The 23,371-nt window shown below is 63.8% G+C and carries 20 protein-coding genes; 16 read left to right on the forward strand and 4 right to left on the reverse strand.

Annotated features, from left to right (window positions below; all coding sequences use genetic code 11):
- Positions 1-14 precede the first annotated feature (14 nt).
- Together HW090_RS09650 and HW090_RS09655 are read left to right on the forward strand one after the other, a co-directional pair.
- The gene (locus HW090_RS09650; RefSeq protein ID WP_179113328.1) at positions 15-1,121 is read left to right on the forward strand and encodes a class II histone deacetylase; all 1,107 of its coding nucleotides are present in this window, start codon (positions 15-17) and stop codon (positions 1,119-1,121) included.
- A gap of 237 nt (positions 1,122-1,358) precedes the next feature.
- Positions 1,359-1,799, forward strand: a complete 441-nt coding sequence (locus tag HW090_RS09655) for a DUF695 domain-containing protein (RefSeq protein ID WP_179113329.1) — start codon at positions 1,359-1,361, stop codon at positions 1,797-1,799.
- Between the two features lie 88 nt (positions 1,800-1,887).
- Here HW090_RS09655 and HW090_RS09660 read toward each other — a convergent pair whose 3' ends face one another.
- The gene (locus HW090_RS09660; protein ID WP_256930641.1) at positions 1,888-3,279 is read right to left on the reverse strand and encodes a Fic family protein; all 1,392 of its coding nucleotides are present in this window, start codon (positions 3,277-3,279) and stop codon (positions 1,888-1,890) included.
- Positions 3,280-3,653: 374 nt separating this feature from the next.
- Here HW090_RS09660 and HW090_RS09665 point away from each other — a divergent pair, with 374 nt between their 5' ends.
- From HW090_RS09665 to HW090_RS09680, 4 genes are all read left to right on the forward strand, one after another.
- The gene (locus HW090_RS09665; RefSeq protein ID WP_179113330.1) at positions 3,654-4,637 is read left to right on the forward strand and encodes an ABC transporter substrate-binding protein; all 984 of its coding nucleotides are present in this window, start codon (positions 3,654-3,656) and stop codon (positions 4,635-4,637) included.
- A gap of 130 nt (positions 4,638-4,767) precedes the next feature.
- A complete protein-coding gene (locus HW090_RS09670; protein ID WP_179113331.1) occupies positions 4,768-5,571 on the forward strand; it encodes an ABC transporter permease in 804 nt (267 codons plus the stop codon).
- Positions 5,559-6,392, forward strand: coding sequence for an ABC transporter ATP-binding protein (locus HW090_RS09675; protein WP_179113332.1), 834 nt, complete (start codon positions 5,559-5,561; stop codon positions 6,390-6,392). Before HW090_RS09670 ends, HW090_RS09675 begins: the two co-directional genes overlap by 13 nt.
- A gap of 1 nt (position 6,393) precedes the next feature.
- Positions 6,394-8,016, forward strand: a complete 1,623-nt coding sequence (locus tag HW090_RS09680; protein ID WP_179113333.1) for a GMC family oxidoreductase — start codon at positions 6,394-6,396, stop codon at positions 8,014-8,016.
- 27 nt (positions 8,017-8,043) lie between these two features.
- Here the strand turns inward: HW090_RS09680 and HW090_RS09685 are convergent, their stop codons facing one another.
- The gene (locus HW090_RS09685; protein WP_179113334.1) at positions 8,044-9,009 is read right to left on the reverse strand and encodes a DUF4351 domain-containing protein; all 966 of its coding nucleotides are present in this window, start codon (positions 9,007-9,009) and stop codon (positions 8,044-8,046) included.
- A gap of 231 nt (positions 9,010-9,240) precedes the next feature.
- Between HW090_RS09685 and HW090_RS09690 the strand changes: the two genes are divergently transcribed.
- The 7 genes from HW090_RS09690 to cyoE all read left to right on the forward strand — a co-directional run bounded on the left by HW090_RS09690 (position 9,241) and on the right by cyoE (position 15,308).
- Positions 9,241-9,504, forward strand: a complete 264-nt coding sequence (locus HW090_RS09690; protein WP_179113335.1) for a hypothetical protein — start codon at positions 9,241-9,243, stop codon at positions 9,502-9,504.
- Entirely contained in the window at positions 9,501-10,094 is a 594-nt protein-coding gene (locus tag HW090_RS09695; protein WP_179113336.1) for a DUF6436 domain-containing protein, read from the forward strand. The genes HW090_RS09690 and HW090_RS09695 overlap by 4 nt, the downstream gene beginning before the upstream one ends.
- A gap of 359 nt (positions 10,095-10,453) precedes the next feature.
- The gene (gene cyoA / locus HW090_RS09700) at positions 10,454-11,380 is read left to right on the forward strand and encodes a ubiquinol oxidase subunit II (protein WP_179113337.1); all 927 of its coding nucleotides are present in this window, start codon (positions 10,454-10,456) and stop codon (positions 11,378-11,380) included.
- Positions 11,381-11,382: 2 nt separating this feature from the next.
- Complete coding sequence (cyoB, locus tag HW090_RS09705) at positions 11,383-13,371, forward strand: cytochrome o ubiquinol oxidase subunit I (RefSeq protein ID WP_179113338.1); 1,989 nt, start codon at positions 11,383-11,385, stop codon at positions 13,369-13,371.
- Positions 13,372-13,374: 3 nt separating this feature from the next.
- Positions 13,375-14,001 (forward strand): cytochrome o ubiquinol oxidase subunit III, encoded by a 627-nt coding sequence (cyoC, locus tag HW090_RS09710; protein WP_179113339.1) that lies wholly within the window; start codon positions 13,375-13,377, stop codon positions 13,999-14,001.
- The gene (gene cyoD / locus HW090_RS09715; RefSeq protein ID WP_179113340.1) at positions 14,001-14,342 is read left to right on the forward strand and encodes a cytochrome o ubiquinol oxidase subunit IV; all 342 of its coding nucleotides are present in this window, start codon (positions 14,001-14,003) and stop codon (positions 14,340-14,342) included. Before cyoC ends, cyoD begins: the two co-directional genes overlap by 1 nt.
- A 12-nt stretch (positions 14,343-14,354) precedes the next feature.
- Complete coding sequence (gene cyoE, locus HW090_RS09720) at positions 14,355-15,308, forward strand: heme o synthase (RefSeq protein WP_179113341.1); 954 nt, start codon at positions 14,355-14,357, stop codon at positions 15,306-15,308.
- Positions 15,309-15,537: 229 nt separating this feature from the next.
- On the opposite strand, the gene HW090_RS09725 is transcribed toward cyoE, so the two are convergent.
- Positions 15,538-16,089: a winged helix-turn-helix transcriptional regulator gene (locus HW090_RS09725; protein ID WP_218673530.1), complete on the reverse strand. Its 552-nt coding sequence runs from the start codon at positions 16,087-16,089 to the stop codon at positions 15,538-15,540.
- Positions 16,090-16,299: 210 nt separating this feature from the next.
- On the opposite strand from HW090_RS09725, the gene HW090_RS09730 reads away from it, so the two are divergent.
- Genes HW090_RS09730 through HW090_RS09740 form a run of 3 tightly spaced genes read left to right on the forward strand, consistent with a single transcriptional unit; the run spans position 16,300 to position 22,019 of the window.
- Positions 16,300-17,436, forward strand: coding sequence for an efflux RND transporter periplasmic adaptor subunit (locus HW090_RS09730; protein ID WP_179113342.1), 1,137 nt, complete (start codon positions 16,300-16,302; stop codon positions 17,434-17,436).
- A gap of 21 nt (positions 17,437-17,457) precedes the next feature.
- Positions 17,458-20,586: a multidrug efflux RND transporter permease subunit gene (locus tag HW090_RS09735; protein ID WP_179113343.1), complete on the forward strand. Its 3,129-nt coding sequence runs from the start codon at positions 17,458-17,460 to the stop codon at positions 20,584-20,586.
- Between the two features lie 5 nt (positions 20,587-20,591).
- Positions 20,592-22,019 (forward strand): efflux transporter outer membrane subunit, encoded by a 1,428-nt coding sequence (locus HW090_RS09740; RefSeq protein WP_179113344.1) that lies wholly within the window; start codon positions 20,592-20,594, stop codon positions 22,017-22,019.
- Positions 22,020-22,063: 44 nt separating this feature from the next.
- On the opposite strand, the gene glyA is transcribed toward HW090_RS09740, so the two are convergent.
- Positions 22,064-23,347: a serine hydroxymethyltransferase gene (glyA, locus tag HW090_RS09745; protein WP_179113345.1), complete on the reverse strand. Its 1,284-nt coding sequence runs from the start codon at positions 23,345-23,347 to the stop codon at positions 22,064-22,066.
- Positions 23,348-23,371: the final 24 nt, after the last annotated feature.

Consider the following 23,371-nt stretch of genomic DNA (forward strand, 5'->3'; position numbering starts at 1 on the left):
CAAGGAACCTTCAATTGAGCAGACGCACCGCCTTCTTCTTCGACGAACGCTGCTTCTGGCACGCCGCCGGGCTGCACAGCCTGATCGTGCCGGTGGGGGGCTGGGTGCAGCCGCCCAGTGCCGCCGGCCATGCCGAATCGCCGGAGAGCAAGCGGCGCCTGAAGAACCTGATGGATGTCTCGGGGCTGAGCAGCCAATTGCGCTTGCGCAACGCGCCGCTGGCCAGCCAGGAGGATCTTCTGCGGGTGCACCCGGCCAGCTACCTGCAACGCTTCCAGGCCATGAGTGACGCTGGCCACGGCGAGCTGGGCGAGGAAGCGCCGGTCGGCCCCGGCAGCTACGAGATCGCCCGGCTTTCCGCCGGGCTGGCCATCGACGCGGTGGACGCGGTGCTGCGCGGCGAAGCGGACAACGCCTATGCCCTGTCGCGGCCACCAGGCCACCACTGCCTGGCCGACCGTGGCCTGGGCTTCTGCTACCTGGCCAATATCGCCATCGCCGTCGAAACGGCCAGGGCGCGCCATGGCCTGGAGCGCATCGCCGTGCTGGACTGGGACGTGCACCACGGCAACGGCACCCAATCGATCTTCTACGAACGCGACGACGTGCTCACCCTGTCACTGCACCAGGACCGCTGCTTCCCGGTGGACAGCGGCAGCATCGAGGAGCGCGGTACGGGCGCCGGGCTGGGCTATAACCTGAACGTGCCGCTGTACCCCGGCTCCGGACACGATGCCTACCTGTACGCGCTGCACCGGTTGATCCTGCCGCGCCTGGAAGACTTCCGCCCGCAATTGATCATCGTCGCCTGCGGCTACGACGCCAACGCAGTGGACCCGCTGGCACGCATGCAACTGCACAGCGAATCCTTCCGCGCCATGACCGCCCTGCTGCTGGACGCCGCCGACCGCCTGTGCGACGGCCGCCTGGTGCTGGTGCACGAAGGCGGCTATGCCGAAGCCTACGTGCCCTTCTGCGGCCACGCCGCCATCGAAGCCCTGGCCCAGGTGCGCACCGAAGTCCAGGACCCGTTCCTCGCCATGATCACCGCCCAGCAACCGGATGCCGCCTTCCAGGCGTTCCAGCGCGCCGAGCTGGATCGGCAGGCGGGGTTGTCGTAATCCGCACCACCTCGCGGGAGCGGACCTGACCGCTCCTGCATCACAATGCTTCAGCCTCTCACCGACAGACCGTAGCGCCGAAATCTTAATACTGTGGTCGTACCCCGCCGCGCCCTTCTATGGCACATTGCCGCGCGGCACGGGAGCATCGATAAAGCCCCGCACAACCACCGTTATTGGCCTGAGTCGTTCATGCGTATTCTTTTGGCGTTATTACTCATATTCGGAGCATCTTGCATGGCACAAGCCGAGTACACCTGGTCTGTCGCAACGGGGCAGGCAAATGGAAATCCCCTGGTATTCAAGTTCATCAATGAAACACCCACCCCGGACATTCGCCAGCAAATGCCCTGGCTCACCGTCGTGTCATGGAAATACGATGGCTCGGAAAATGGCGGCATGCCTTCAGACGCGGTCAACGCATCCTTGATACAACTCGAAGACCACCTCGAAAAAATAGAAGGCGAGGGAACGCTCTACCTTCCCGTCTATTCAGTCACAGGAAACAACCTGAAGGAGTTCGTTTTCCACATCGCGGATCGCGAGCGGTTCATGGAAAACTTCAACCAGGCCCTGCAAGGTCAACCGGTGTATCCCATCGGGATTAACTTCTACGAAGACAAGGAATGGAGCGAGCTGGCCAAGCTCCACAAAGGTGTTGCCGCCGGTAGCCACTGAGGCTGACTCAGGGGTTCTCAATAACCGGGCTGGCTATCAACACAGTTGTTGCAGAAAGCACCCGAAACAGACGCAAACTCTCTGCTACTCAAGCAAAGCGTCGATGCAGATCCGGGAAAATCTCCTGTGCGAACCAGACGGGCAAGCCGATCGAGACCTCCCTGGCCTTGGGGCTGGCACTGAGCACCAGACCCAGGCTTTGCAATACCTTCAACTCTTCTATCGCCAGGCGTTCGGAGATGCCCAGGAAGGTCTTGAAGGTCGCCCTTGGCATCGTGCCCTGGGTCAACAACGCATGGACCGCCGCCGCCGAGGTGCGACGGACTTTGCGCTCCAGCAGGCGCTCGTTGCTGATAAAGCATCTGTCGATCCGGCTTCTGAGCTTGCGGGTATCCAGTGCGTCGATCATGTACTCCACCTGGTCGAGGGAGACCTCGAACATGAATCGGATAAAGCCGATGTAGTGCTTGAGGGACAGTTGCCCCCTGCCATCCAGATCGCCTTCCCGTGGTCGATCGGCATTGGCCATACAGGCGTAATAATCCTGCTGTCGCCGGGCCAACCCACGGGAAATCGACCAGAGATTCGAACGCAGGCCCAGGTGCCTGAGTTGCAGATGGGTCACCAGCCTTACCAATCGCCCGTTGCCATCCATGAAGGGATGCACCCAGGCCAGCCTGTGGTGATAGGCCATGGTGGCAACCAGGCGCATACGTGGGTCTTCGATCCGGGCGATCCATGTCTGCATCAGCTTGAGCATCGGCTCGACCACTGCGGCATCCGGCGCCAAGTGATGACCAACCCTGACCTGCTCGTCGGATTCGCTACGAATCCTTCCGGGGATCAATCGCCTGTCGCTATGGGCGATTTGCAATAGATCCTGCGGAATATCCCTGAACAGGGCCTTGTGAGAAATGCTGATGCACTGGGGCGACAGCATCCAACTCCAACGAGAGCCGCTGGGGAGCATTTCGACAAAGCGCTCCATGATTTTCTGGACCTTTATCTGCCGAGCGGCCAGTTCGTTCAGTTGCTTGCGCTCACGCTTGGGGACACTCAGGGCCTGCTGAAGATCAGCGGGGGATGAATACTGGCCCTCAATCAGGTTGGAGTAATAGGTGTTGGTGACTTCCAGCAACGAAGCCAATGCTGCACGCGTCGCAGGGGCCAGACGGCCATCGAGAAATGCCCCCCGCTCGGGAAGTGAAGACGCCATGGCGAAAATATCGTCTGGAATTTCCGCTGGCAAAATGGGCATCAGGAAATTCTTGTCTGTAATCATCTTCAGATTTCCTTGCAGATATTTTCTGTCCACCTCTTCAACAAGAATAAGCTCTACAGCTATTTTCAGGCTTTTATTTCTTACAAAAAATTCACATTTATTTTCATATCTTATTATTCCGGAATTTTCTCTGAATGGATGCAGGCAGCGTTTGCCTGGCACGTTATCAACGTGCGGGCTACTGAACGCCTGCGCCATTCATCCTGAATCGCCGGAATTGCCCTTCCTATTACCACTGCCAATATTTTTCATGGCCTGCCGCCTGCGGTGCCGAGGAGCCTGCGCGTTCGGTCTGCTGCCCCGTCGTGGAGCACGCGAAGGGCCTGAGCGCAGCGGTTTTCGGGTGCTGCGAGCCCGGCCAGGCAGGTGGCTTGCCGAGTGCTTGCGGAGCATGCCCCGTAATGCGGCGAAATGCCCCACAAGGGGGCGCGGCAAGCGAGCTTTTTCGTATGTCCCGATGACATTTTTAATGTTTTTCCTGTTTTTGCGCTTACGCCACTATCGGTTCAGCCACGGGTTTGCAGGCCCTCTGCCAGCCCTCACTTGACCGACCGACTGCGGGAGTGTCCGCCATGCGTAAGTTCTCTGCTCGATCCCTGCTCCGCCCCCTCACCTGTGCATCCCTGGCCCTTGGCCTGGCTGGCGGCGCCAATGCCGGCACGCTGTCCATCGGCCACACCACCTGGGTGGGCTACGGCACCCTGTACCTGGCGCGCGACCTTGGCTACTTCAAGGAGAAAGGCCTGGACGTCGAGTTCACGGTGATCGAGGAAGCCTCGATGTACATGGCCGCACAAGCCTCGGGCAAGCTGTCCGGCTCGGCCTCGACCATCGACGAAATCCTCAAGTACCGCCCCAACTTCTGCTTCAAGGCAGTCGCCGCACTGGACGAAAGCCACGGTGGCGACGGCGTGCTGGTGGGCAACGACATCACCAGCCTGAAGGAGCTGAAAGGCAAGAACGTCGCGGTCAATGAAGGTTCGGTGTCGCAGTTCTGGCTGTCCTACCTGCTCAAGCAGAACGGCATGAGCATGGCTGACCTGAACGTGCAGAACATGACCGCCGACGATGCCGCCAGTGCCTTTATCGCCGGGCGCGTACCGGCGGCGGTGACCTGGGAACCGAACCTGTCGCTGGTGCGCCAGAAAGGCCAGGGCAAGGTGCTGGTCGACAGCAGCCAGACCCCTGGCGTGATCGTCGACGTGGTGGCACTCAACTGCGAGGTGATCGAGAAGCAACCCGAGGACGTGAAGGCGCTGGTCGACGGTCTCTACCGCGCCGTGCAGTACACCCGCGAACACCCGCAGGAAGCCTACGCGATCATGGCCAAGGGTGTCGGCGGCTACCTCGCCAACCCGGCGGACCTGGCCGAAGCGGCCAAGGGCGTGAAGTTCTATGACCAGGCCATGAGCGAGAAGCTGCTCGGCACCCCCGGCAAGCCCGGCGACATCGCCGCGATCATCGAACTGGCCAACGAGACCTGGAGCGCCCTGCAGGGCAAGAAACTTGCAGTCAGCTACGAGGACCTGGTCGACACGCGCTTCGTCACCCCCTGATGGCCCTTCCCTCTTAGGGTGTTCGTAGGGTGCGCCATGCGCACCGACTGGCCTCTTGTCGGTACGCACAAGCCCGCCCTACGGACGCTCGTCACCCGTTCGCCTTGCATCGCAATCGGAGACAACACGCATGACTCGCCGCAACTCGCTCCTGAGCCGCTGCCTGACGCCCAAGGCCAGCCTGCCGGCGCCGCTGGTGTGGCTGGCGGGGCTGACCGGCTGGCTCGCCCTGCTGGGCCTGTGGGCCGGCCTTTCCTATGGTGGGGTAATCCCCTCGATGTTCCTGCCGACGCCCGGCCAGGTGCTCGACGCCGGCCAGCGCCTGGCCGCCGACGGCACGCTGGACAAGCATGTGCTGGCCAGCCTGGAAGTGGTACTGATCGGCTTCGGCGTCTCGGCGCTGGTGTCGGTGCCGCTGGGCCTGCTGATGGGCAGCTTCCGCATCGTCCAGGCCATTCTCGAACCCCTGGTCAACTTCATCCGCTACCTGCCGGTGACCTCCTTCGTACCGCTGTTCATCCTGTGGATCGGCATCGGCCTGGAGCAGCGCGTGGCGGTGATCATCTTCGGTGTGTTCTTCCAGCAACTGGTGATGATCTCGGACGTGTCGCGCGGCGTCTCGAAAGACCTGCTCAACGCCAGCTACACCCTTGGCGCCAAGCGCCGCGACGTGATCTTCCACGTGCTCGGCCCGGCTTCGCTGCCAGGCATCCTCGACACCCTGCGGGTGACCATGGGCTGGGCCTGGACCTACCTGGTGGTGGCCGAACTGGTCGCAGCCTCCAGCGGCCTCGGCTACATCAGCCTCAAGGCCATGCGTGGCTTCCAGGTGGATGTGATCTTCCTCGCCATCGCCATCATCGGCCTGCTCGGGCTGATCACCGATCAACTGTTCCGTCTGCTTCGACTGAGGATTGCCGCATGGGCGCAGTAGCCAAGAAACCCTACATCATGCCGGCGCTCAGCGAGTACGCCGAAGTCGCCGCACGACTCAAGGTGGACAACGTCTGCCTGCGCTACCAGTCGCCCAAGGGCGAGACCTTCACCGCGCTGGATAACGTGTCCTTCGAGGTGCCGGACCAGCAGTTCGCGGTGATCGTCGGTCCGTCCGGCTGCGGCAAGTCGAGCCTGCTCTACCTCACTGCCGGCCTCAACGAGCCAAGCGACGGCGCCATCTACGTCGGCGGGGAGAAGGTCGAAGGGCCGGGCGCCGACCGTGGCATGGTGTTCCAGGGCTACACCCTGTTCCCCTGGCTGACGGTGCGCCGCAACATCGAGTTCGGCCTCAAGCGCCGCGGGCTGGAGTCCAGCGAGATCAACACCATCGTCGAGTACTACCTCGAGGAAGTGGGGCTGAAGAAATTCGCCGAGCATTATCCCAAGCAGCTCTCCGGCGGCATGATGCAGCGCGTGGCGATCGCCCGCGCGCTGGCCAATGACCCGCAGATCCTGCTGATGGACGAGCCCTTCGGCGCCCTCGACAGCCAGACCCGCCTGCAGATGCAACAGTTGCTGCTGCGCGTCTGGGGCAACAGCAAGAAGACCGTGGTGTTCGTCACCCACGACATCGACGAGGCCATCCTGCTCGCCGACCGCATCTATGTGATGGGCGCGCGGCCAGGGCGGATCAAGGAAATCCTCGACGTGCCCATCGAACGTCCACGCAACCTGGAAATGGTCATGGAGCCCGAGTTCATCCGCATGAAGCGGCAGATTCTCGAACTGCTGCATGACGACCTGGAAGAGGTGCACTGACATGGCCGGCGACAGCTACGACTACCTGATCATCGGCGCCGGCTCGGCCGGCTGCGTGCTGGCCAACCGCCTGAGCGCCGACCCGGCCGTGCGCGTGTGCCTGATCGAAGCCGGCGGCAGCGACGCCAGCCCACGCGTGCAGGTGCCGGCCGGCACCATCACCCTGTACAAGAGCAAGGTGTTCAGTTGGAACTACTTCTCCGCGCCGCAGAAGCACCTTGCCGGGCGCAGCCTGCACACCCCGCGCGGCAAGGCCCTCGGCGGCTCCAGCGCGATGAACAGCATGATCTACATCCGTGGCGACGCCAGCGACTATGACCGCTGGGAGGCCGCCGGTTGCCCCGGCTGGGGCTGGAACGACGTGCTGCCCTACTTCAAGAAATCCGAAAGCAACCGCCTCGGCCAGTCGCTGCAGTACCACGGCACCCAGGGCGAGCTGCTGGTGGACAAGCCGCGCGACCCCAACCCGCTGTCGGAGCGCTACGTTCGCGCCGCCGAGCGCAGTGGCCTGCCTCGCAACGACGACTTCAACGGCGGCACACTGGAAGGCTCGGGCATCTACAACGTCACCCAGAAGGATGCGCGCCGGCTGTCCAGCTACCGCGCCTTCGTCGCGCCGATACGCCAGCGCGACAACCTGACCGTGCTGACCTGCTGCGAGGTGGAGCGGCTGCTGCTCGACGGCGAGCGCGTGACCGGTGTGGAACTGCGCCAGACCGGCCAGTGGCGCACCCTGCACTGCACCGGCGAAACCATCCTCTGCGCGGGCGCACTGGGCTCGCCACATATCCTGCTCAAGTCCGGCATCGGCCCGAAAGCAGAGCTGGAAGCCGCAGGAGTGGCTTGCCGAATCGACCTGCCCGGCGTCGGCAAGAACCTGCAGGACCATATCGACGGGCTGGTCACCGTACGCTCGAAAAGCCCGCTGTCACTGGGCTTCTCCCTCGGCTCGCTGCCCAAGGTACTGGCCGCACCCTTGCAGTACCTAGCACGCAAGGCCGGCTGGCTGACCACCAACTACGTCGAGGCCGGCGGCTTCGCCCGCACGCCCCTGGCCGATACGCTGCCGGACGTGCAGATGCACTTCGTGCCCGGCTATCGCAGCCACCGTGGCCGACTGTTCGAGTGGGGCCATGGCTACGCGATCCACACCTGCGTGCTGCGGCCGAAAAGCATCGGCGAAGTGCGCCTGGGCGAAGGGCGCAGTCTGTCCATCGACTTCAATTTCCTCGACGACGAGGCCGACGCCAGAGTGCTGGTGGAAGGCGTCAAGCTGGCGCGGCGGATTCTCGCCCAGCCGGAGTTCGACGCCATTCGCGGCGAGGAAATGCTGCCGGGGCCGCAGGTGCAGAGCGACGAGCAACTGCTGGCACACCTGCGCGACTACGCCGCCACCGTATTCCACCCGGTCGGCACCTGCCGCATGGGCAGCGACGAAGCCGCGGTGGTAACACCCGAGCTGAAGGTACGTGGCCTGTCCAACCTGCGCGTGGCCGACGCCTCGATCATGCCCACGCTGATCAGCGGCAACACCAACGCCCCCTGCATCATGATTGGCGAAAAGGCCGCGGATCTGGTGCTGAACAGCCCGAAGACAGCCGCAGGCACACAAACTCTGTCTTGACCGGATAACGCCATGGACGGCATTGCCTCAGCGCCCGGCAAACACCTCATCGAGGGTCCTGGCTTCGAGGATGTTTTCCGCCCAGCGCTCCAGCTCCAGGGTCTTTGCTGCCTGGACGCGAGCCTGGGTCGCAGCATCCAGTTCACCAAAACGGTGAGTCAATTGCTTCAACAGGATGGCCTGGGTACCGCGCTCGAGCCCTTGGACCATCCCCTCTTCGAGCCCTTGCTCAATGCCCTGCTCGAACCCCCTCGCCTGGGCCTTGCGTTCGAACGAACTGACGTAAGGCATGATGGCCTCCTCCTGTAGCTGGGTGATGCATGCATCGTAGTAGTCCCCCGCCTCGACCGGCAAGGCCACCATCCACTCAAGGAAGATGACCAGGCGACCAATCAATTGCCGGTCCAGGCGCTGGTGAATGGCCAGCCGATAGAAACCGATCAGGCTATCGGCGCGCTGCCTGCCGTCGCGGGTCAGTTTGGCCGTGAGCTGAGCCGCAACCAGCAGGGCGAACGGATTGTCGCTGTGCAGCAAGCGCTCCATTCGCGGATAGAAGTCCAACAGCTTGCAGGTACGGAAGCGGAAGGTGACGCCACTGCCGGCAAAATGGCTGGAAAAGCGCTCGGGGCGGAAGTCCGGATCGGTGTCGGTCAGCACCGCGAGGCTGATCACCGCCTGCCGGTAGCGTTCGCGGATACGGCTGTAATAACAGTACATGCGCTCGGCGAAATTGCGCTCAGGCTCACCCTGCACCTCGGTATGCACCAGCACCCAGCGCTCTTCGCCATCCAGCAGCCGCACCCTGGCCAATTTGTCGACATAACGCCGACCACTTTCGGCATCACCGGTGATCTTCTGCAATTCCTTGTCGAGAAAGAGCGCCGGCTGACGCCAGTCGACCAGACCGCCGATATCCGGAAACAGCAGTTGCAGGAAGGACTGGAAGAAGACTTCCAGGGCCTCTTTCCAGGGTGAGTCATGGTCTTCGTTCATGCCGCGTACCAGTCGCCGCCATCCATTTGCGGGCCAGACTGTGAGCGCGCCATGGACAGCACAACAGCACCGAACAGGATCTGTGAAACCGGTCACAGGACAATTCATGGTTTTGTGAAATCGCTCACGGTTCATGGCCTCTGGGTGAACCGACAGCCCAGGCAAGCGATGCCTATCATTCTCAGCCAAAAATGCTAGATTGCCGCCTCTTCGTGCAAAGAGGTGGTGATCATGGGAGAAAAAGACGGGTCTCCGGCGCTCAGCCGGCGCGGTTGTCTCGGGTTGTTGCTGATCGGGCTCGCCTTTATCGTGCTGGTCTATACCGTGATCATCTACATCATGACCAAGCCGCAGGATGAAGTGACCGAGGCCAATGAGCGCCAGGCCATCGAGCTGTGCTGGCAGCGTGCCGAAGACACCGAGCGCAGCTTCACCCGCGACAGTTGCAAGGAAATGGAGAAACAGTTCAAACGCAAGTTCGGACGTGAGCCATGAGCCTGCTGCGACGTGCCGTGCAACGACTGACCTTCAAGCACCTGGTCATCGCCCTGATCCTGCTGATCCTGCTGGCCATCACGCTGATCTGGTGGCGTACCGGTGCAGCCTACCTGCGGCCCTACAGCGAACAGGCAGTCTTCTTCCAGGGCGACAGCCTGCGCCTGCCGCCCGAGCTGGCCGGGCCGGGGCCGATCCGCGTGGTGCACTTCTGGGACCCGGCCTGCAAGCGCTGCAACGGTGAGCCCGATGCCCACCTGCGCTACCTGATCGGTATCTATCGCTTTTCCGGCATCGAGTTCTACAGCGTGCAGCGCCCGGGCAGCAGCGGCGAACTCGCGCCGTTCCTGCAAGGTCTGCTGAAGCCGCTGCCCGGTATCGAGGGCATGGAAGCATTGCCCGCCAGCCCCGCGCTGGCGATCTGGGACAAGGACGGCGAACTGGCCTATGCCGGCCCCTACAGCGAAGGCCTGGTGTGCAACTCGAGTAACAGCTTCGTCGAGCCGGTACTCGATGCGCTGACCTCCGGGCGCAAGCTCACGCTGTCCAGCAACCTGGCCGTCGGCTGCTATTGCACCTGGGGGGAATGATCCTTCCGTCGCATAGTGTGCGGCATGTTGTCGCACTACTTCCTGCGCAGCAAAGCCCACCCTTCGACCCAGAGCGGTGGGCAAGCCCCGACTGGCCTATCTCTGACGCGCCAAGCCCCACCTGAACGCCACTCGCAAAGGGCTCCGGGCCTCGTCGAATCAACCGAGATTGATTTGCGTCAAGGACTTTTCGTCATCATCATGTTGCCCCTCGCATGACCCCGACAGGCTTTCAGGCTGACTCGCGTGCAGTCTCCAGGCCTCGACAGGCTTTTTTCACCGAACATTCCTGCGAATGCCGCGCAAGCGGTATGCATGAGTTCGGGGTGTGGGACATCACTTTGCTGAAGAGTCGTGAAATGAAAGAAGAGAAGTGCCATCGCTATCTACGCCTGCTCCTGATGACGTTCGCCCTGGCAGCCCTGAGCGGTTGTGACTGGGCGCTGTTCGACTCCAAGGGCCAGGTCGGCGCCGAGCAAGGCAAGCTGATCCTGATCGCTGTCGGACTGATGCTGATCGTGGTCATCCCCGTGATCATCATGACCTTCGTGTTCGGCTGGCGTTACCGCTCCACCAACAAGGACGCCAGCTACACCCCCGAATGGTCGCATTCGCACAAGATCGAGCTGGTCGTCTGGGGTGTCCCGCTGATCATCGTCGCCATCCTGGCGGTGCTGATCTGGAAGACCTCCCACTCCCTCGACCCCTATCGCCCCCTCGAGTCCGACAAGCCGGCCTTGCAGATCGAAGTGGTTTCGCTCGACTGGAAGTGGCTGTTCATCTACCCGGAACAGGGCGTGGCCATGGTCAACGAGCTGGTGATTCCGGAGAAGACGCCGGTGACGTTCCACATCACCTCCGACACCACCATGAACACCCTGTCGATCCCGCAACTGGGCGGCATGATCTACGCCATGGGTGGCCAGCGTACCCAGCTCAACCTGATCGCCAACGAGCAGGGTGAGTTCTTCGGTCAATCGGGCAACTACAGCGGTATCGGCTTCTCGGCCATGCGTTTCACCACGCATTCGGTCAGCGACCAGGCTTTCGACGAGTGGATCGAAAAGGCCCGCGCCTCTTCGGACACCCTCGACTTCGCCGCCTTCAAGCAACTGGGCGAGCGTGGCGAGATGGTCAATCACCGCTACCCGATCTACCCGATCCGCTACTACGGGCAAGTCGAACCGAACCTGTTCAAGAAGGTGATCGGCCAGTACGTCGTCGGCCTGGACAAGAAAGAACCTGAAAGTACGACTGCGCACAGCGAAGCCGGCGCGGAGGAATAGAGATGCTTGGAAAACTGACTCTGGATGCGGTGCCGTATCACGAGCCAATCGTCATGATCACCCTGGCAGCGATTGCCCTGGGTGGTCTGTCGGTGGTCGCGGCGCTGACCTACTTCAAGAAGTGGGGCTACCTGTGGAAAGAATGGTTCACCTCGGTGGACCACAAGAAGATCGGCGTGATGTACATCATCGTCGCGCTGGTCATGCTGGTGCGCGGCTTCGCCGACGCCATCATGATGCGTACCCACCTGGCCATGGCCCACGGTGACAACCAGGGCTACCTGCCGCCCGAACACTACGACCAGATCTTCACCGCCCACGGCATCATCATGCTGATCTTCGTGGCGATGCCACTGGTCACCGGCCTGATGAACATCGTCGTGCCGCTGCAGATCGGCGCACGCGACGTCGCCTTCCCCTACCTGAACTCCCTGAGCTTCTGGCTGTTCGTCGGTGGCGCGGTGCTGATCAACCTGTCGCTGGGCCTGGGCGAGTTCGCCAAGACCGGCTGGGTCGCCTATCCGCCGCTATCGGGGATCGAATACAGCCCCGGCGTGGGGATGGACTACTACATCTGGAGCATGCAGCTCTCGGGCCTGGGGACGACGCTGACCGGCGTCAACTTCATCGCCACCATCATGAAGATGCGTGCCCCCGGCATGACCCTGATGAAGATGCCGATCTTCACTTGGACCATCCTCATCACCTGCATCATCATCGCCGGCGCCTTCCCTCCGCTGACCGCCGCCCTGGCGATGCTGACCATGGACCGCTACCTGGATTTCCACTTCTTCACCAATGAGCTGGGTGGGAATCCGATGATGTACGTCAACCTGTTCTGGATCTGGGGCCACCCTGAGGTGTACATCCTGATCCTGCCGGCGTTCGGCGTATTCTCCGAAGTGGTTGCCACCTTCTCGCGCAAGAAGCTGTTCGGCTACACCTCGATGGTCTGGGCCACCGCCGCGATCGGTATCCTGTCCTTCGTGGTCTGGCTGCACCACTTCTTCACCATGGGTTCCGGCGCCAACGTCAACGCCTTCTTCGGCATCATGACGTCGATCATCGCCATCCCCACCGGCGTGAAGATCTTCACCTGGCTGTTCACCATCTACCGCGGCCGCTACGAGCTGAACTCGATGACCTGGATGGTGCTGGGCTTCCTGGTCACCTTCACCATCGGCGGCATGACCGGCGTACTGCTGGCCGTTCCGGCAGCCGACTTCGTGCTGCACAACAGCCTGTTCCTGATCGCGCACTTCCATAACGTGATCATCGGCGGCGCCGTGTTCGGTTACCTGGTGGGTATCACCTACTGGTTCCCGAAAGCCTTCGGCTTCAAGCTGATCGACCGTTTCGGCACCTACTCCTTCTGGTGCTGGCTGGTCGGCTTCTACTTCGCCTTCATGCCGATGTACGTACTGGGCTTCATGGGCATGACCCGTCGCCTGAACCACTTCGACAACCCGGACTGGACCCCTTGGGTGCAGGTCGCCGTGGTCGGTGCGGTGCTGATCGGTATCGGCATCATCTTCACCGTGGTGCAGATCCTCGCCAGTATCGTCAAGCGCAACGAGAACCGCGACGTCACCGGCGACCCATGGGATGGCCGTACGCTGGAGTGGTCCACGTCCTCGCCGCCACCGTTCTACAACTTTGCCGTGATCCCGACCGCCGACAAGATCGACGCGTTCCACGAAGCCAAGAAAGCCGGTGTGGAACTGGCGCCGGTGCCCGAGCACTACGAGCCGATCCACATGCCGAAGAACACCGGCAATGGCCTGATCGTGTCGCTGTTCTGCCTGGCCTTCGGCTTCGCCATGATCTGGCATATCTGGTGGCTGGCCATCGTTGGCCTGGCCGGCGCGGTAATCAGCTTCATCGTGCGTTCCTATGACGACGATATCGATTACTACGTCCAGCCCGACGAGATCGCCCGTATCGAACTGGCTCATCAACAAGCCAAAGCCAACGCAGTCGTAAAGGCATAACCGATGTCCTCTATCGAAACTACTCACAACCACGACGCTCATGGTCACGACCATGAGCATCACCACGACACCAGCGGGATAAAGCTATTCGGTTTCTGGGTCTACCTGATGACCGACCTGCTGATCTTCGCCACCCTGTTCGCCACCTTCGCGGTGCTGAGCAATGCCTTCGCCGGTGGCCCCACCGCGAAGGAAATGCTCGGCCCGGGCCTGCACCTGGTACTGATCGAGACCTTCGCCCTGTTGTTCTCCAGTATCACCTACGGCATGGCGATGCTGGCCACCTACCGCGGCGACAAGGGCGCGGTACTGCGCTGGCTGGGTGTCACCTTCGTGTTCGGTGCGATCTTCCTCAGCATCGAACTGTATGAGTTCAACCACCTGATCCATGAAGGTGCCGGTCCGCAGACCAGCGCCTACTGGTCGGCGTTCTTCACCCTGGTCGGCACCCACGGTCTGCACGTGACCGCCGGCCTGCTGTGGATGATCGTGCTGATGCTGCAAGTCAGCAGCCGTGGCCTGACCGACACCAACAAGGTCCGCATCGGCCTGCTCAGCCTGTTCTGGCACTTCCTCGATGTGGTCTGGATCTGCGTATTTACCGTCGTCTACCTGCTGGGGGTGCTGTGATGGCTCACGAACACACCAATTCGGCTGGCGAAAGCCACGGCAGCGCCAAGGAATACCTGACCGGTTTCATCCTGTCGGTGATCCTCACGGTGATCCCGTTCGCCCTGATCATGTACCCGGACCTGCTGAACCTGAGCCGTGGTGCCACCCTGATCACCGTCGTGCTGTTCGGTATCGTGCAGATCCTCGTACACCTGGTGTACTTCCTGCACATGAGCACCGATTCGGAAGGACGCTGGAACACCATTTCCATGCTCTTCACCGTGCTGATCATCGTGCTCCTGGTCGGTCTGTCGATCTGGGTCATGTGGAGCATGCACTACCACATGATGATCAACTGAAGAATGCAGCAAATGCTCAAGCGATACCTGCTCCTGGTGAAGCCCGGAATCGTCTTCGGAAACCTGATTTCCGTGGCCGGTGGCTTCTTCCTGGCTTCCCGGGGTGACATCGACCTGGCGCTGTTCATCGCAACGGCGCTGGGCGTGTCGCTGGTCATTGCATCGGGTTGCGTGTTCAACAACTACATTGATCGCGACATCGACCAGAAGATGGAGCGGACCCGCAACCGAGTCATGGTCAAGGGGCTGGTCTCGCCAGCCCACGCCATCGTCTACGCCTGCGTCCTCGGCATCGCCGGCGTCGCCCTGCTCTACCTGGCCACCAACCTGCTGTCGGTGATGCTGGTACTGATGGGCTTCGTCGTCTATGTCGGCATCTACAGCCTGTGGATGAAGCGTCACTCGGTCTACGGCACTCTGGTCGGCAGCCTGTCGGGCGCTGCCCCGCCGGTGGTCGGCTACTGCGCCGTCAGCAACGAGTTCGACATGGGCGCGGCGATCCTGCTGCTGATCTTCAGCCTCTGGCAGATGCCGCATTCCTATGCCATCGCGATCTTCCGCTTCAACGACTACCAGGCGGCCAACATCCCGGTTCTACCGGTGATCAAGGGCATCTCGGCAGCCAAGCGGCACATCGTGCTGTACATCGCCGCGTTCATCGTCGCCACCCTGATGCTGACAATCAGCGGCTACGCCGGCTACAACTACTTCGTTGTCGCCGCGCTGAGCGGGGCCTACTGGCTGTGGATGGGCGTGTCGGGCTACAAGGCGGTCGACGACCGTGTGTGGGCGCGCAAGCTGTTTGTGTTCTCCATCGTCACCATCACCATGCTCAGCGTGATGATGTCGGTGGACTTCCAGTCGTCCGCGCCACAACAGGTGCTGGTGACCTCGCTCAACCACCTGTGCAGCCAGTACATGGATGTCGAGAAAGGGCTCTGCGCCGTGGTGGCGACACGCATCTGACGCTACCCGCCACATCGCGATTAACGAAAAGCCCCGCTCTGGTTCTCCAGGCGGGGCTTTTTCATTTCACCCTTGGAACCTGTTCACGATCTCGCGAGCTAGAGGACTGCAAGGCAAAAACAGGCGAGGAAGCGGAGTTTACGAGTTGTAAATGAGCATTCCGAGCCTGTTTTTAACGCAGCAGGACCGACGCGCAGCAGATCGTGAACAGGTTCTTCGCGGGTATTGCCTAACTGGCCAGGGTGCCTTGCAGGAAGGCGCTCTCGATCAGCGCCGCCAGGCCAGCCCTGGCCACGCGGCCACGGCGCTCGGCATCGCTCAGGCCGATCATGATATTGACCAGAATTTCCGTCAGCGCCGCTGCCGGGATGTCGATACGGAACAGGCCTTCGCGCTGGCCGCGCAGGAAGAAGGCGTCCAGCGAAGCGTCCCAGCCTGAGTCTTCGCAGAGGTTTTCCGGCCCCTCTTTCCAGAAGTACATCAGGAAGGAGGTCAGCTCGCGGTGCTCCAGGTTATTGGCTATCAGGCGCCGCAGGGCTTCCAGCGGCGGGCCGCTGTCCAGCTCTGCGGTGCGGATGGCCTCGCCCAGCACGAAGGCGCCGTGGGTCATCAGGCGTTCGATCAACTGTTCGCGGGTGCGGCAGAAGCGATACAGGGTGGTCTTGCTGATGCCGATGGCCTTCGCCAACTCCTGCAACGAAGCGCGCGGGTTGTCGATCAGCGCCAACGCCAGGGCCACCAGTATGCGGTTGTCTTCCTGTTCCGTGCCAAGAATCGCCATATCAACCCACCATCGTTTCAGAACGTCTCAAATACTTCGAGATTGAAACATATCGGCTTCCATATTGCATTCATGAGCGCAAATGTGAGCCAAATACGACAAAAATATATCTATAAAACCAAAACAAAAATAAATGAATCAAAGTTGATTTATTTAGACCCTTGAGACACCATCGGCACCCTTGCGAGTACACCACCGAAGGTACCGATCATGAAACGCCCGCTGCCCTTGCTCACCATCGCCCTGGCGATACTTCTTGCCGGTTGCGGCCAGGCACAGGACGCCGCGCCCGCGGCCGCCCCGTTGCCGACGGTCGAAACGATCACCACCGAAGCACGCCCGCTGACGCTGTCCAGCGAGTTGCCGGGGCGCATCGAGCCCGTGCGGGTGGCCGAAGTGCGGGCACGGGTGGCAGGCATCCTGCTCAAGCGGTATTTCGAGGAAGGCGCCGACGTCAAGGCCGGCCAGGTGCTGTTCCAGATCGACCCGGCGCCCTTCAAGGCAGCGCTGTCCCGCGCCCAGGGCGAACTGGCCAGGGCCGAGGCGACGCTGTACGACGCCCAGGCGGTGGTCCGTCGCTATACCCCGCTGGTCGAGATCGAAGCGGTCAGCCAGCAGGATTTCGACACCGCCCAGGCCGCGCTGAAAAGCGCCCAGGCCGCGCGCCAGTCGGCCGCCGCTGAAGTGGAAACCGCACGCCTGAATCTTGGTTACGCCACCGTCACCGCACCAATCGACGGGCGCATCGGCCGCGCGCTGGCGACCGAGGGCGCGCTAGTCGGGCAGAACGAAGCCACCGCACTGGCCAATATCCAGCAGCTCGACCCGATCTACGCCGACTTCCGCCAGCCGGTCGCCGACCTGCTGAACCTGCGCGACGCCATCGCCGAGGGTCGCCTGACCGGGGAAAACGGCCAGGTCGTCCCCATCAGCGTGTCCGTCGAAGGCACCCGCTACACCCGCGACGGCCACCTGCTGTTCTCCGACATCACGGTCGACCGTGGCACCGGCCAGGTCTCCCTGCGCGGCCAGTTGGCCAACCCGGACGCCCTGCTGTTGCCGGGCATGTACGTGCGCGTGCGCATCGCCCAGGGCAGCGACCCACAGGCCATCCTCGTGCCGCAGCGCGCCGTGCGCCTGTCCACCGACGGCAAGTCGCAGGTGCTGGTGGTCGGCGAAGGCGACGTGGTGCAGGCACGCCCGGTGCGCACCGGTGCGATGTACGGCGCCGACTGGCACATCCTCGAAGGCCTGCAAGCCGGCGAACGGGTGATCGTCGGCGGCAGCGCCAACCCCGGCGACCAGGTCGCCATCGCCTCTGCCGCCGCCCCTGCGGCGAACGACTGACCTGCGGCGAGGACCGATCCCATGCCCAAGTTCTTCATCGACCGCCCCAATTTCGCCTGGGTGGTCGCCATCTTCATCACCCTCGCCGGCCTGCTGGCGATGCCGTCGCTGCCGGTGGCCCAGTACCCGGTGGTGGCGCCGCCGCAGATCAGCATCAACGCCACCTACCCCGGCGCCTCCGCCGCCACGGTGGTCGACTCGGTGACCAGCGTCATCGAGGAGGAGCTGAACGGCGCCAAGGGAATGCTCTACTACGATTCCTCCAGCAGTTCGGCCGGCATCGGCGAGATCACCGTCACCTTCGCCCCCGGCACTGACCCGGACCTGGCCCAGGTGGACGTGCAGAACCGCATCAAGAAGGCCGAGGCACGGCTGCCCTCGGAAGTCCTGCAGCAGGGCCTGGAGATCGAGCAGGCCAGCACCGGCTTCCTGATGATCTACACCCTGAGCTACAAGGGCGACGACAGCGACAAGGACGTGGTCGGCCTGGCCGACTATGCCGCGCGTAACGTCAACAACGAGATCCGCCGGGTGGACGGTGTCGGCAAGGTGCAGTTCTTCGGCGCCGAGGCGGCCATGCGCGTCTGGATCGACCCGCAGAAGCTGATCGGCTACGGCCTCTCGGTGGCCGACGTCAACGCAGCCATCGCCGCGCAGAACGCCCAGGTGCCGGCCGGCAGTTTCGGCAGCCGGCCCGGCAGTGCCGAGCAGGAACTGACCGCCACCATCGCCGTCAAGGGCATGCTCGACAGCCCCGAGGAATTCGGGCGCATCCTGCTGCGCACCAATGCCGACGGCTCGCGAGTGACCCTGGCCGACGTGGCGCGCCTGGAAATCGGCCGCCAGGACTACAACTTCGAAATCCTCAACGACACCAAGAAGTCGGTCGGCGCCGCCGTGCAACTGCGCCCCGGCGCCAACGCGCTGCAGACCGCCGAGGCGGTCAAGGCGCGCCTGGCCGAGCTGTCCGCCGGCTTCCCGGCCGACATCCAGTACGCAGTGCCCTACGACACTTCGCGCTTCGTCGATGTCGCCATCCAGAAGGTGCTCTACACCCTGGCCGAAGCCATGGTGCTGGTGTTCCTGGTGATGCTGCTGTTCCTGCAGAACCTGCGTTACACGCTGATCCCCAGCATCGTCGTGCCGGTGTGCCTGGCCGGCACCCTGGCAGTGATGTATGCGCTGGGCTTCTCGGTCAACATGATGACCATGTTCGGCATGGTGCTGGCCATCGGCATCCTGGTCGACGACGCCATCGTGGTGGTGGAAAACGTCGAGCGGATCATGGCCGAGGAAGGGCTGTCGCCGCGCGACGCCACGGTCAAGGCCATGGGCCAGGTGTCCGGCGCCATCGTCGGCATCACCCTGGTGCTGTCGGCGGTGTTCCTGCCGCTGGCCTTCATGAGCGGCTCGGTGGGCGCGATCTACCAGCAGTTCTCGCTGTCACTGGCGGTGTCCATCCTGTTCTCCGGCTTCCTCGCCCTGAGCCTTACCCCGGCGCTGTGCGCCACCCTGCTCAAGCCGCTGGACAAGGAACACCACGCCGAGAAGAAAGGCTTCTTCGGCTGGTTCAACCGCCGCTTCGCCACCCTCACCGACCGCTTCACCCTGCTCAACTCGCGCCTGCTGCGGCGTAGCGGGCGCTACATGCTGATCTATGTCGGGATCGTGGCGCTGCTGGGCTTCTTCTACCTGCGCCTGCCCGAATCCTTCGTACCGATCGAAGACCAGGGCTACTACATCATCGACGTGCAACTGCCGCCGGGCGCCACCTACGCACGCACCGAAAAAGTGGTGCGCAAGCTGGAGAACTACCTGCTCGAACGCGAGGCGACGCAGTCCACCACCATGATCATGGGCTTCAGTTTCTCCGGCACCGGACAGAACGCCGGCCTCAGCTTCCCGCTGCTGAAGGACTGGTCCGAGCGTGACGCCAGCCTGTCGGCCAGTGCCGAAGTGGCGGCCTTCAACGCCCGCTTCGCCGGCCTCGCCGAAGCCCGGGTGATGGCCGTGGACCCACCGCCGATCGACGGCCTGGGCAACGCCAGCGGCTTCTCCCTGCGCCTGCAGGACCGTGGCGGCCTGGGCCGCGAGGCACTGCTCGACGCCCGCAACCAGTTGCTCTACCAGGCCAACACCTCACCGGTGATCCTCTACGCCATGATGGAAGGCCTGGAAGACGCGCCGCAACTGCGCCTGGACATCGACCGCGACAAGGCGCGGGCGCTGGGCGTGGACTTCGCCACCATCCGCAGCGCCATCTCCAGCGCCTATGGCTCGGCCACCGTCGCCGACTTCACCAACCTCGGGCGCTTGCAGCGCGTGGTGGTGCAGGCCGACGTCGGCGAGCGGATGACCCCCGAAGCCATCCTGCGCCTGCACGTACCCAACGCCAGCGGCGACCAGGTGCCACTGGCGGCCTTCGCCAGCACCGCCTGGGAGAACGGCGCGGTGCAGATCTCGCGCTACAACGGCTACCCGGCATTCAAGATCTCCGGCGACGCCGCCCCCGGCCACAGCACCGGCGAGGCGATGGCCGAACTGGAGAGGATCATCGGCGAACTGCCGGAAGGCATCGGCTACGAGTGGACCGGCCTGTCCTACCAGGAGAAGGCCGCCGGAGCCCAGGCGCCGCTGCTGCTGGGGCTGTCGTTCCTGGTGGTGTTCCTGCTGCTGGTGGCACTCTACGAGAGCTGGTCGATCCCCGCCGCGGTGATGCTGATCGTGCCCATCGGCGCCCTCGGTTCGGTGCTCGCGGTGACGTTGCTGGGCATGCCCAACGACGTCTACTTCAAGGTCGGCCTGATCACCATCATCGGCCTGGCGGCGAAGAACGCCATCCTTATCGTCGAGTTCGCCAAGAGCCTGCGCGAGCAGGGCCACTCGCTGGCCGAGGCGGCGATCCAGGCGGCGCGCCTGCGCTTCCGGCCCATCGTCATGACCTCGCTGGCGTTCATCCTCGGCGTGGTGCCCCTGGCCATCGCCAGCGGCGCGGGCGCGGCCAGCCAGCGCGCCATCGGCACCGGGGTGATCGGCGGGATGCTGACGGCGACCCTGCTCGGCGTGATCTTCGTCCCGATCTTCTTCGTCTGGGTGCTGTCGCGCTTCTCGCGCCAGCCGGCGCCCGACACCCAGGCCAACGAGGCATGATTCCCATGAACGTCCATTCCATGCAGCGGGCGCTCGCCCCGCTGGCCGCCGCCCTGCTGCTCGCCGGCTGCTCGCTGGCACCGCACTACCAGCGCCCCGACGCGCCGATCCCCGCCCAGTGGCAAACGGCGGGACAAGCCGCCGACAGCGCCTCGACCGCCAGCACCCTGGACTGGCAGGCCTTCGTCAGCGATGCGCAGTTGCGCGGCCTGGTCGAACAGGCCCTGGCCAGCAACCGCAGCCTGCGCCAGACCCTGCTCGACGTCGAAGCGGCGCGCGCGCAGTACCGTGTGCAACGCGCCGACCGCCTGCCGGGCCTGGAGGCCCAGGGCAACGGCAGCCGCCAGCGGGTGCCCGGCGACCTGAGCAGCAGTGGTCGCTCCGAAGTACAGAGCAGCTACCAGGCCGGGCTTGGCCTGACCGCCTTCGAGCTGGACCTGTTCGGCCGTGTACGCAATTTGTCCGAGGCAGCGCTGGAGGAATACCTGGCCACCGAGGAAGCCGCCCGCGCCGCACAGATCAGCCTAGTCGCCGAAGTCATCCAGGCCTACCTGAGCCGCGACGGTGCCAAACGCCGCCACGACCTGACCGAGCAAACCCTGCAGGCTCGCGAGGCGTCCCTGGAGCTGATCGCCCAGCGCCGCCGCGCCGGCACCGCCAGCGCCCTCGACTACGAGGAAGCGCGGGGCCTGGTCGGCCAGGCCAGGGCCGCGCTGGAGCGTACCGAACGCGAGTTCCGCCAGGCCGGCAACGCCCTGGAACTGCTGGTCGGCAATGGCCAACCGCTGCCAGCGGCTGCTCCTCTGGGCACTGTGCTGGTACAGGAAATCGCTGCCGGCACGCCGTCCGAACTGCTCGCCAACCGCCCCGACATCCGCGCCGCCGAACACCGCCTCAAGGCACGCAACGCCAGTATCGGCGCGGCACGGGCGACGTTTTTCCCGCGTATCTCGCTGACCGGCCTGTTCGGCAGTTCCAGCGCGGAGCTGTCCGACCTGTTCAGCGGCGGCCAGCGCGCCTGGAGCTTCGCCCCGCAGATCACCCTGCCGCTGTTCGATGGTGGCCGTAATCGCTCCAGTCTCGACCTCGCCCAGGTGCGCCGGGATTCGGCGGTGGCCGCCTATGAAGGCAGCGTGCAGGAGGCCTTCCGCGAAGTCGCCGACGCCCTGGCGCAGACCGACACCCTGCGCCGCGAGGCGGACGCCCTGCGCACCCAGGCGCAAAGCAGCCAGCAGGCCCTGCGCCTGTCGCGGGCGCGCTACCGCGCCGGGGTCGACGACCACCTGCGCTACCTGGACGCCCAGCGCAGCGACTTCACCAGCCAGACCGAACTGATCGAGGTCGAGACCCAGCGCCAGATCGCCCTGGCGACCCTGTTCAAGGCCCTCGGCGGCGGCTGGCCGGCAACGGAACGCCAGACGTCGTCGCGATAGAAGCCGGTGCGCAGCGCGGGCCCGGGAGGTGCGCCGAATAGGCGCTATGCCCAGGTCCGCGTCTGCGCATACACCGGAAACGCCCGGCACAGCGCCACCACCTGCTCGCGTACCTGCGGCGTCACCCGCTCCAGGTCGCCACGCTCCAGGGCATCCAGCACGTCGCACAACCAGCCCGCCAGGCGCTGGCATTCGGCGACGCCGAAGCCTCGCGTGGTCACTGCCGGGGTGCCGATGCGCAAGCCCGAGGTGACGAAAGGCGAGCGCGGGTCATTCGGCACGCTGTTCTTGTTCGCCGTGATGCAGGCGGCGCCGAGGGCGGCGTCCGCCTCCTTGCCGGTGTAGGGCCGGGCGGACAGGTCGATCAGCATCATATGGTTGTCGGTGCCGCCGGATACCACCGGGTAGCCACGCTGCCGCAACACCTCGGCCATCGCCCGGGCATTGGCCAGCACCTGCCGCTGGTAGGTCTTGAAGCCGGGTTGCAGCGCCTCCTTGAAGGCCACTGCCTTGGCCGCCACCTGGTGCATCAGCGGGCCGCCCTGGATGCCGGGGAAGACCGCGGAGTCGAGCTTTCGGTAGAACTCGGCGTCCTGCCCCTTGGCCAGGATCAGCCCGCCTCGCGGCCCGCGCAGGGTCTTGTGGGTGGTGCTGGTGACCACATGGGCGTGGGGCAGCGGATCGGGGTATTCCCCTGCCGCGACCAGGCCGGCCACGTGGGCCATGTCCACCCAGAAAATAGCGCCCACCTTGTCGGCGATGGCGCGCATGCGCGCCCAGTCCTTGTGCCGCGAATAGGCGGAGAAGCCGCCGATCAGCATCTTCGGCCGGGTTTCCACGGCGATGCGCTCCATCTCGTCGTAGTCCAGCAGGCCGCTGCGCGGGTCCAGGCCATAAGGCACGATGTGGTAGTGACGGCCGGAGAAGTTGGACGGATTGCCGTGGGTCAGGTGCCCGCCCTGGGCCAGGTTCATGCCCATCACCGTGTCGCCGGGGCGGGTCAGCGCCAGGAACACCGCCGCATTGGCCTGGGCGCCGGCGTGGGGCTGCACATTAGCGTAGTCGCAGTCGAACAACGCCTTGGCCCGCTCGATGGCCAGGCGCTCGGCCACGTCGACGTGTTCGCAGCCGCTGTAGTAGCGCCGCCCCGGATAGCCCTCGGCGTACTTGTTGGTGAAGACCGAATCCTGGACGGCCATGACCAGCGGGCTGGCGTAGTTCTCCGAGGCGATCAGCTCGGCGTGGTCCTCCTGGCGCAGGGCCTCGTCACGCAGCGCTTGCGCCAGCTCGGCGTCGAAAGCCTCCAGGGTCGGGTTGGGGTCATACATGCTCGGGCGCTCCTGTGCGGTCGA

It is taken from the genome of Pseudomonas sp. ABC1 (genome assembly GCF_013395055.1).
Taxonomy (GTDB): domain Bacteria; phylum Pseudomonadota; class Gammaproteobacteria; order Pseudomonadales; family Pseudomonadaceae; genus Stutzerimonas.

What these genes read in the sequence shown, in the direction of transcription:
- HW090_RS09655 (WP_179113329.1), top strand. Translation starts at nt 1,359, where the DNA reads ATGGCACAAGCCGAGTACACCTGGTCTGTCGCAACGGGGCAGGCAAAT.
- HW090_RS09660 (WP_256930641.1), bottom strand. Translation starts at nt 3,279, where the DNA reads ATGGCGCAGGCGTTCAGTAGCCCGCACGTTGATAACGTGCCAGGCAAA.
- HW090_RS09665 (WP_179113330.1), top strand. Translation starts at nt 3,654, where the DNA reads ATGCGTAAGTTCTCTGCTCGATCCCTGCTCCGCCCCCTCACCTGTGCA.
- HW090_RS09670 (WP_179113331.1), top strand. Translation starts at nt 4,768, where the DNA reads ATGACTCGCCGCAACTCGCTCCTGAGCCGCTGCCTGACGCCCAAGGCC.
- HW090_RS09675 (WP_179113332.1), top strand. Translation starts at nt 5,559, where the DNA reads ATGGGCGCAGTAGCCAAGAAACCCTACATCATGCCGGCGCTCAGCGAG.
- HW090_RS09680 (WP_179113333.1), top strand. Translation starts at nt 6,394, where the DNA reads ATGGCCGGCGACAGCTACGACTACCTGATCATCGGCGCCGGCTCGGCC.
- HW090_RS09685 (WP_179113334.1), bottom strand. Translation starts at nt 9,009, where the DNA reads ATGAACGAAGACCATGACTCACCCTGGAAAGAGGCCCTGGAAGTCTTC.
- HW090_RS09690 (WP_179113335.1), top strand. Translation starts at nt 9,241, where the DNA reads ATGGGAGAAAAAGACGGGTCTCCGGCGCTCAGCCGGCGCGGTTGTCTC.
- HW090_RS09695 (WP_179113336.1), top strand. Translation starts at nt 9,501, where the DNA reads ATGAGCCTGCTGCGACGTGCCGTGCAACGACTGACCTTCAAGCACCTG.
- cyoA (WP_179113337.1), top strand. Translation starts at nt 10,454, where the DNA reads ATGAAAGAAGAGAAGTGCCATCGCTATCTACGCCTGCTCCTGATGACG.
- cyoB (WP_179113338.1), top strand. Translation starts at nt 11,383, where the DNA reads ATGCTTGGAAAACTGACTCTGGATGCGGTGCCGTATCACGAGCCAATC.
- cyoC (WP_179113339.1), top strand. Translation starts at nt 13,375, where the DNA reads ATGTCCTCTATCGAAACTACTCACAACCACGACGCTCATGGTCACGAC.
- cyoD (WP_179113340.1), top strand. Translation starts at nt 14,001, where the DNA reads ATGGCTCACGAACACACCAATTCGGCTGGCGAAAGCCACGGCAGCGCC.
- cyoE (WP_179113341.1), top strand. Translation starts at nt 14,355, where the DNA reads ATGCTCAAGCGATACCTGCTCCTGGTGAAGCCCGGAATCGTCTTCGGA.
- HW090_RS09725 (WP_218673530.1), bottom strand. Translation starts at nt 16,089, where the DNA reads ATGGCGATTCTTGGCACGGAACAGGAAGACAACCGCATACTGGTGGCC.
- HW090_RS09730 (WP_179113342.1), top strand. Translation starts at nt 16,300, where the DNA reads ATGAAACGCCCGCTGCCCTTGCTCACCATCGCCCTGGCGATACTTCTT.
- HW090_RS09735 (WP_179113343.1), top strand. Translation starts at nt 17,458, where the DNA reads ATGCCCAAGTTCTTCATCGACCGCCCCAATTTCGCCTGGGTGGTCGCC.
- HW090_RS09740 (WP_179113344.1), top strand. Translation starts at nt 20,592, where the DNA reads ATGAACGTCCATTCCATGCAGCGGGCGCTCGCCCCGCTGGCCGCCGCC.
- glyA (WP_179113345.1), bottom strand. Translation starts at nt 23,347, where the DNA reads ATGTATGACCCCAACCCGACCCTGGAGGCTTTCGACGCCGAGCTGGCG.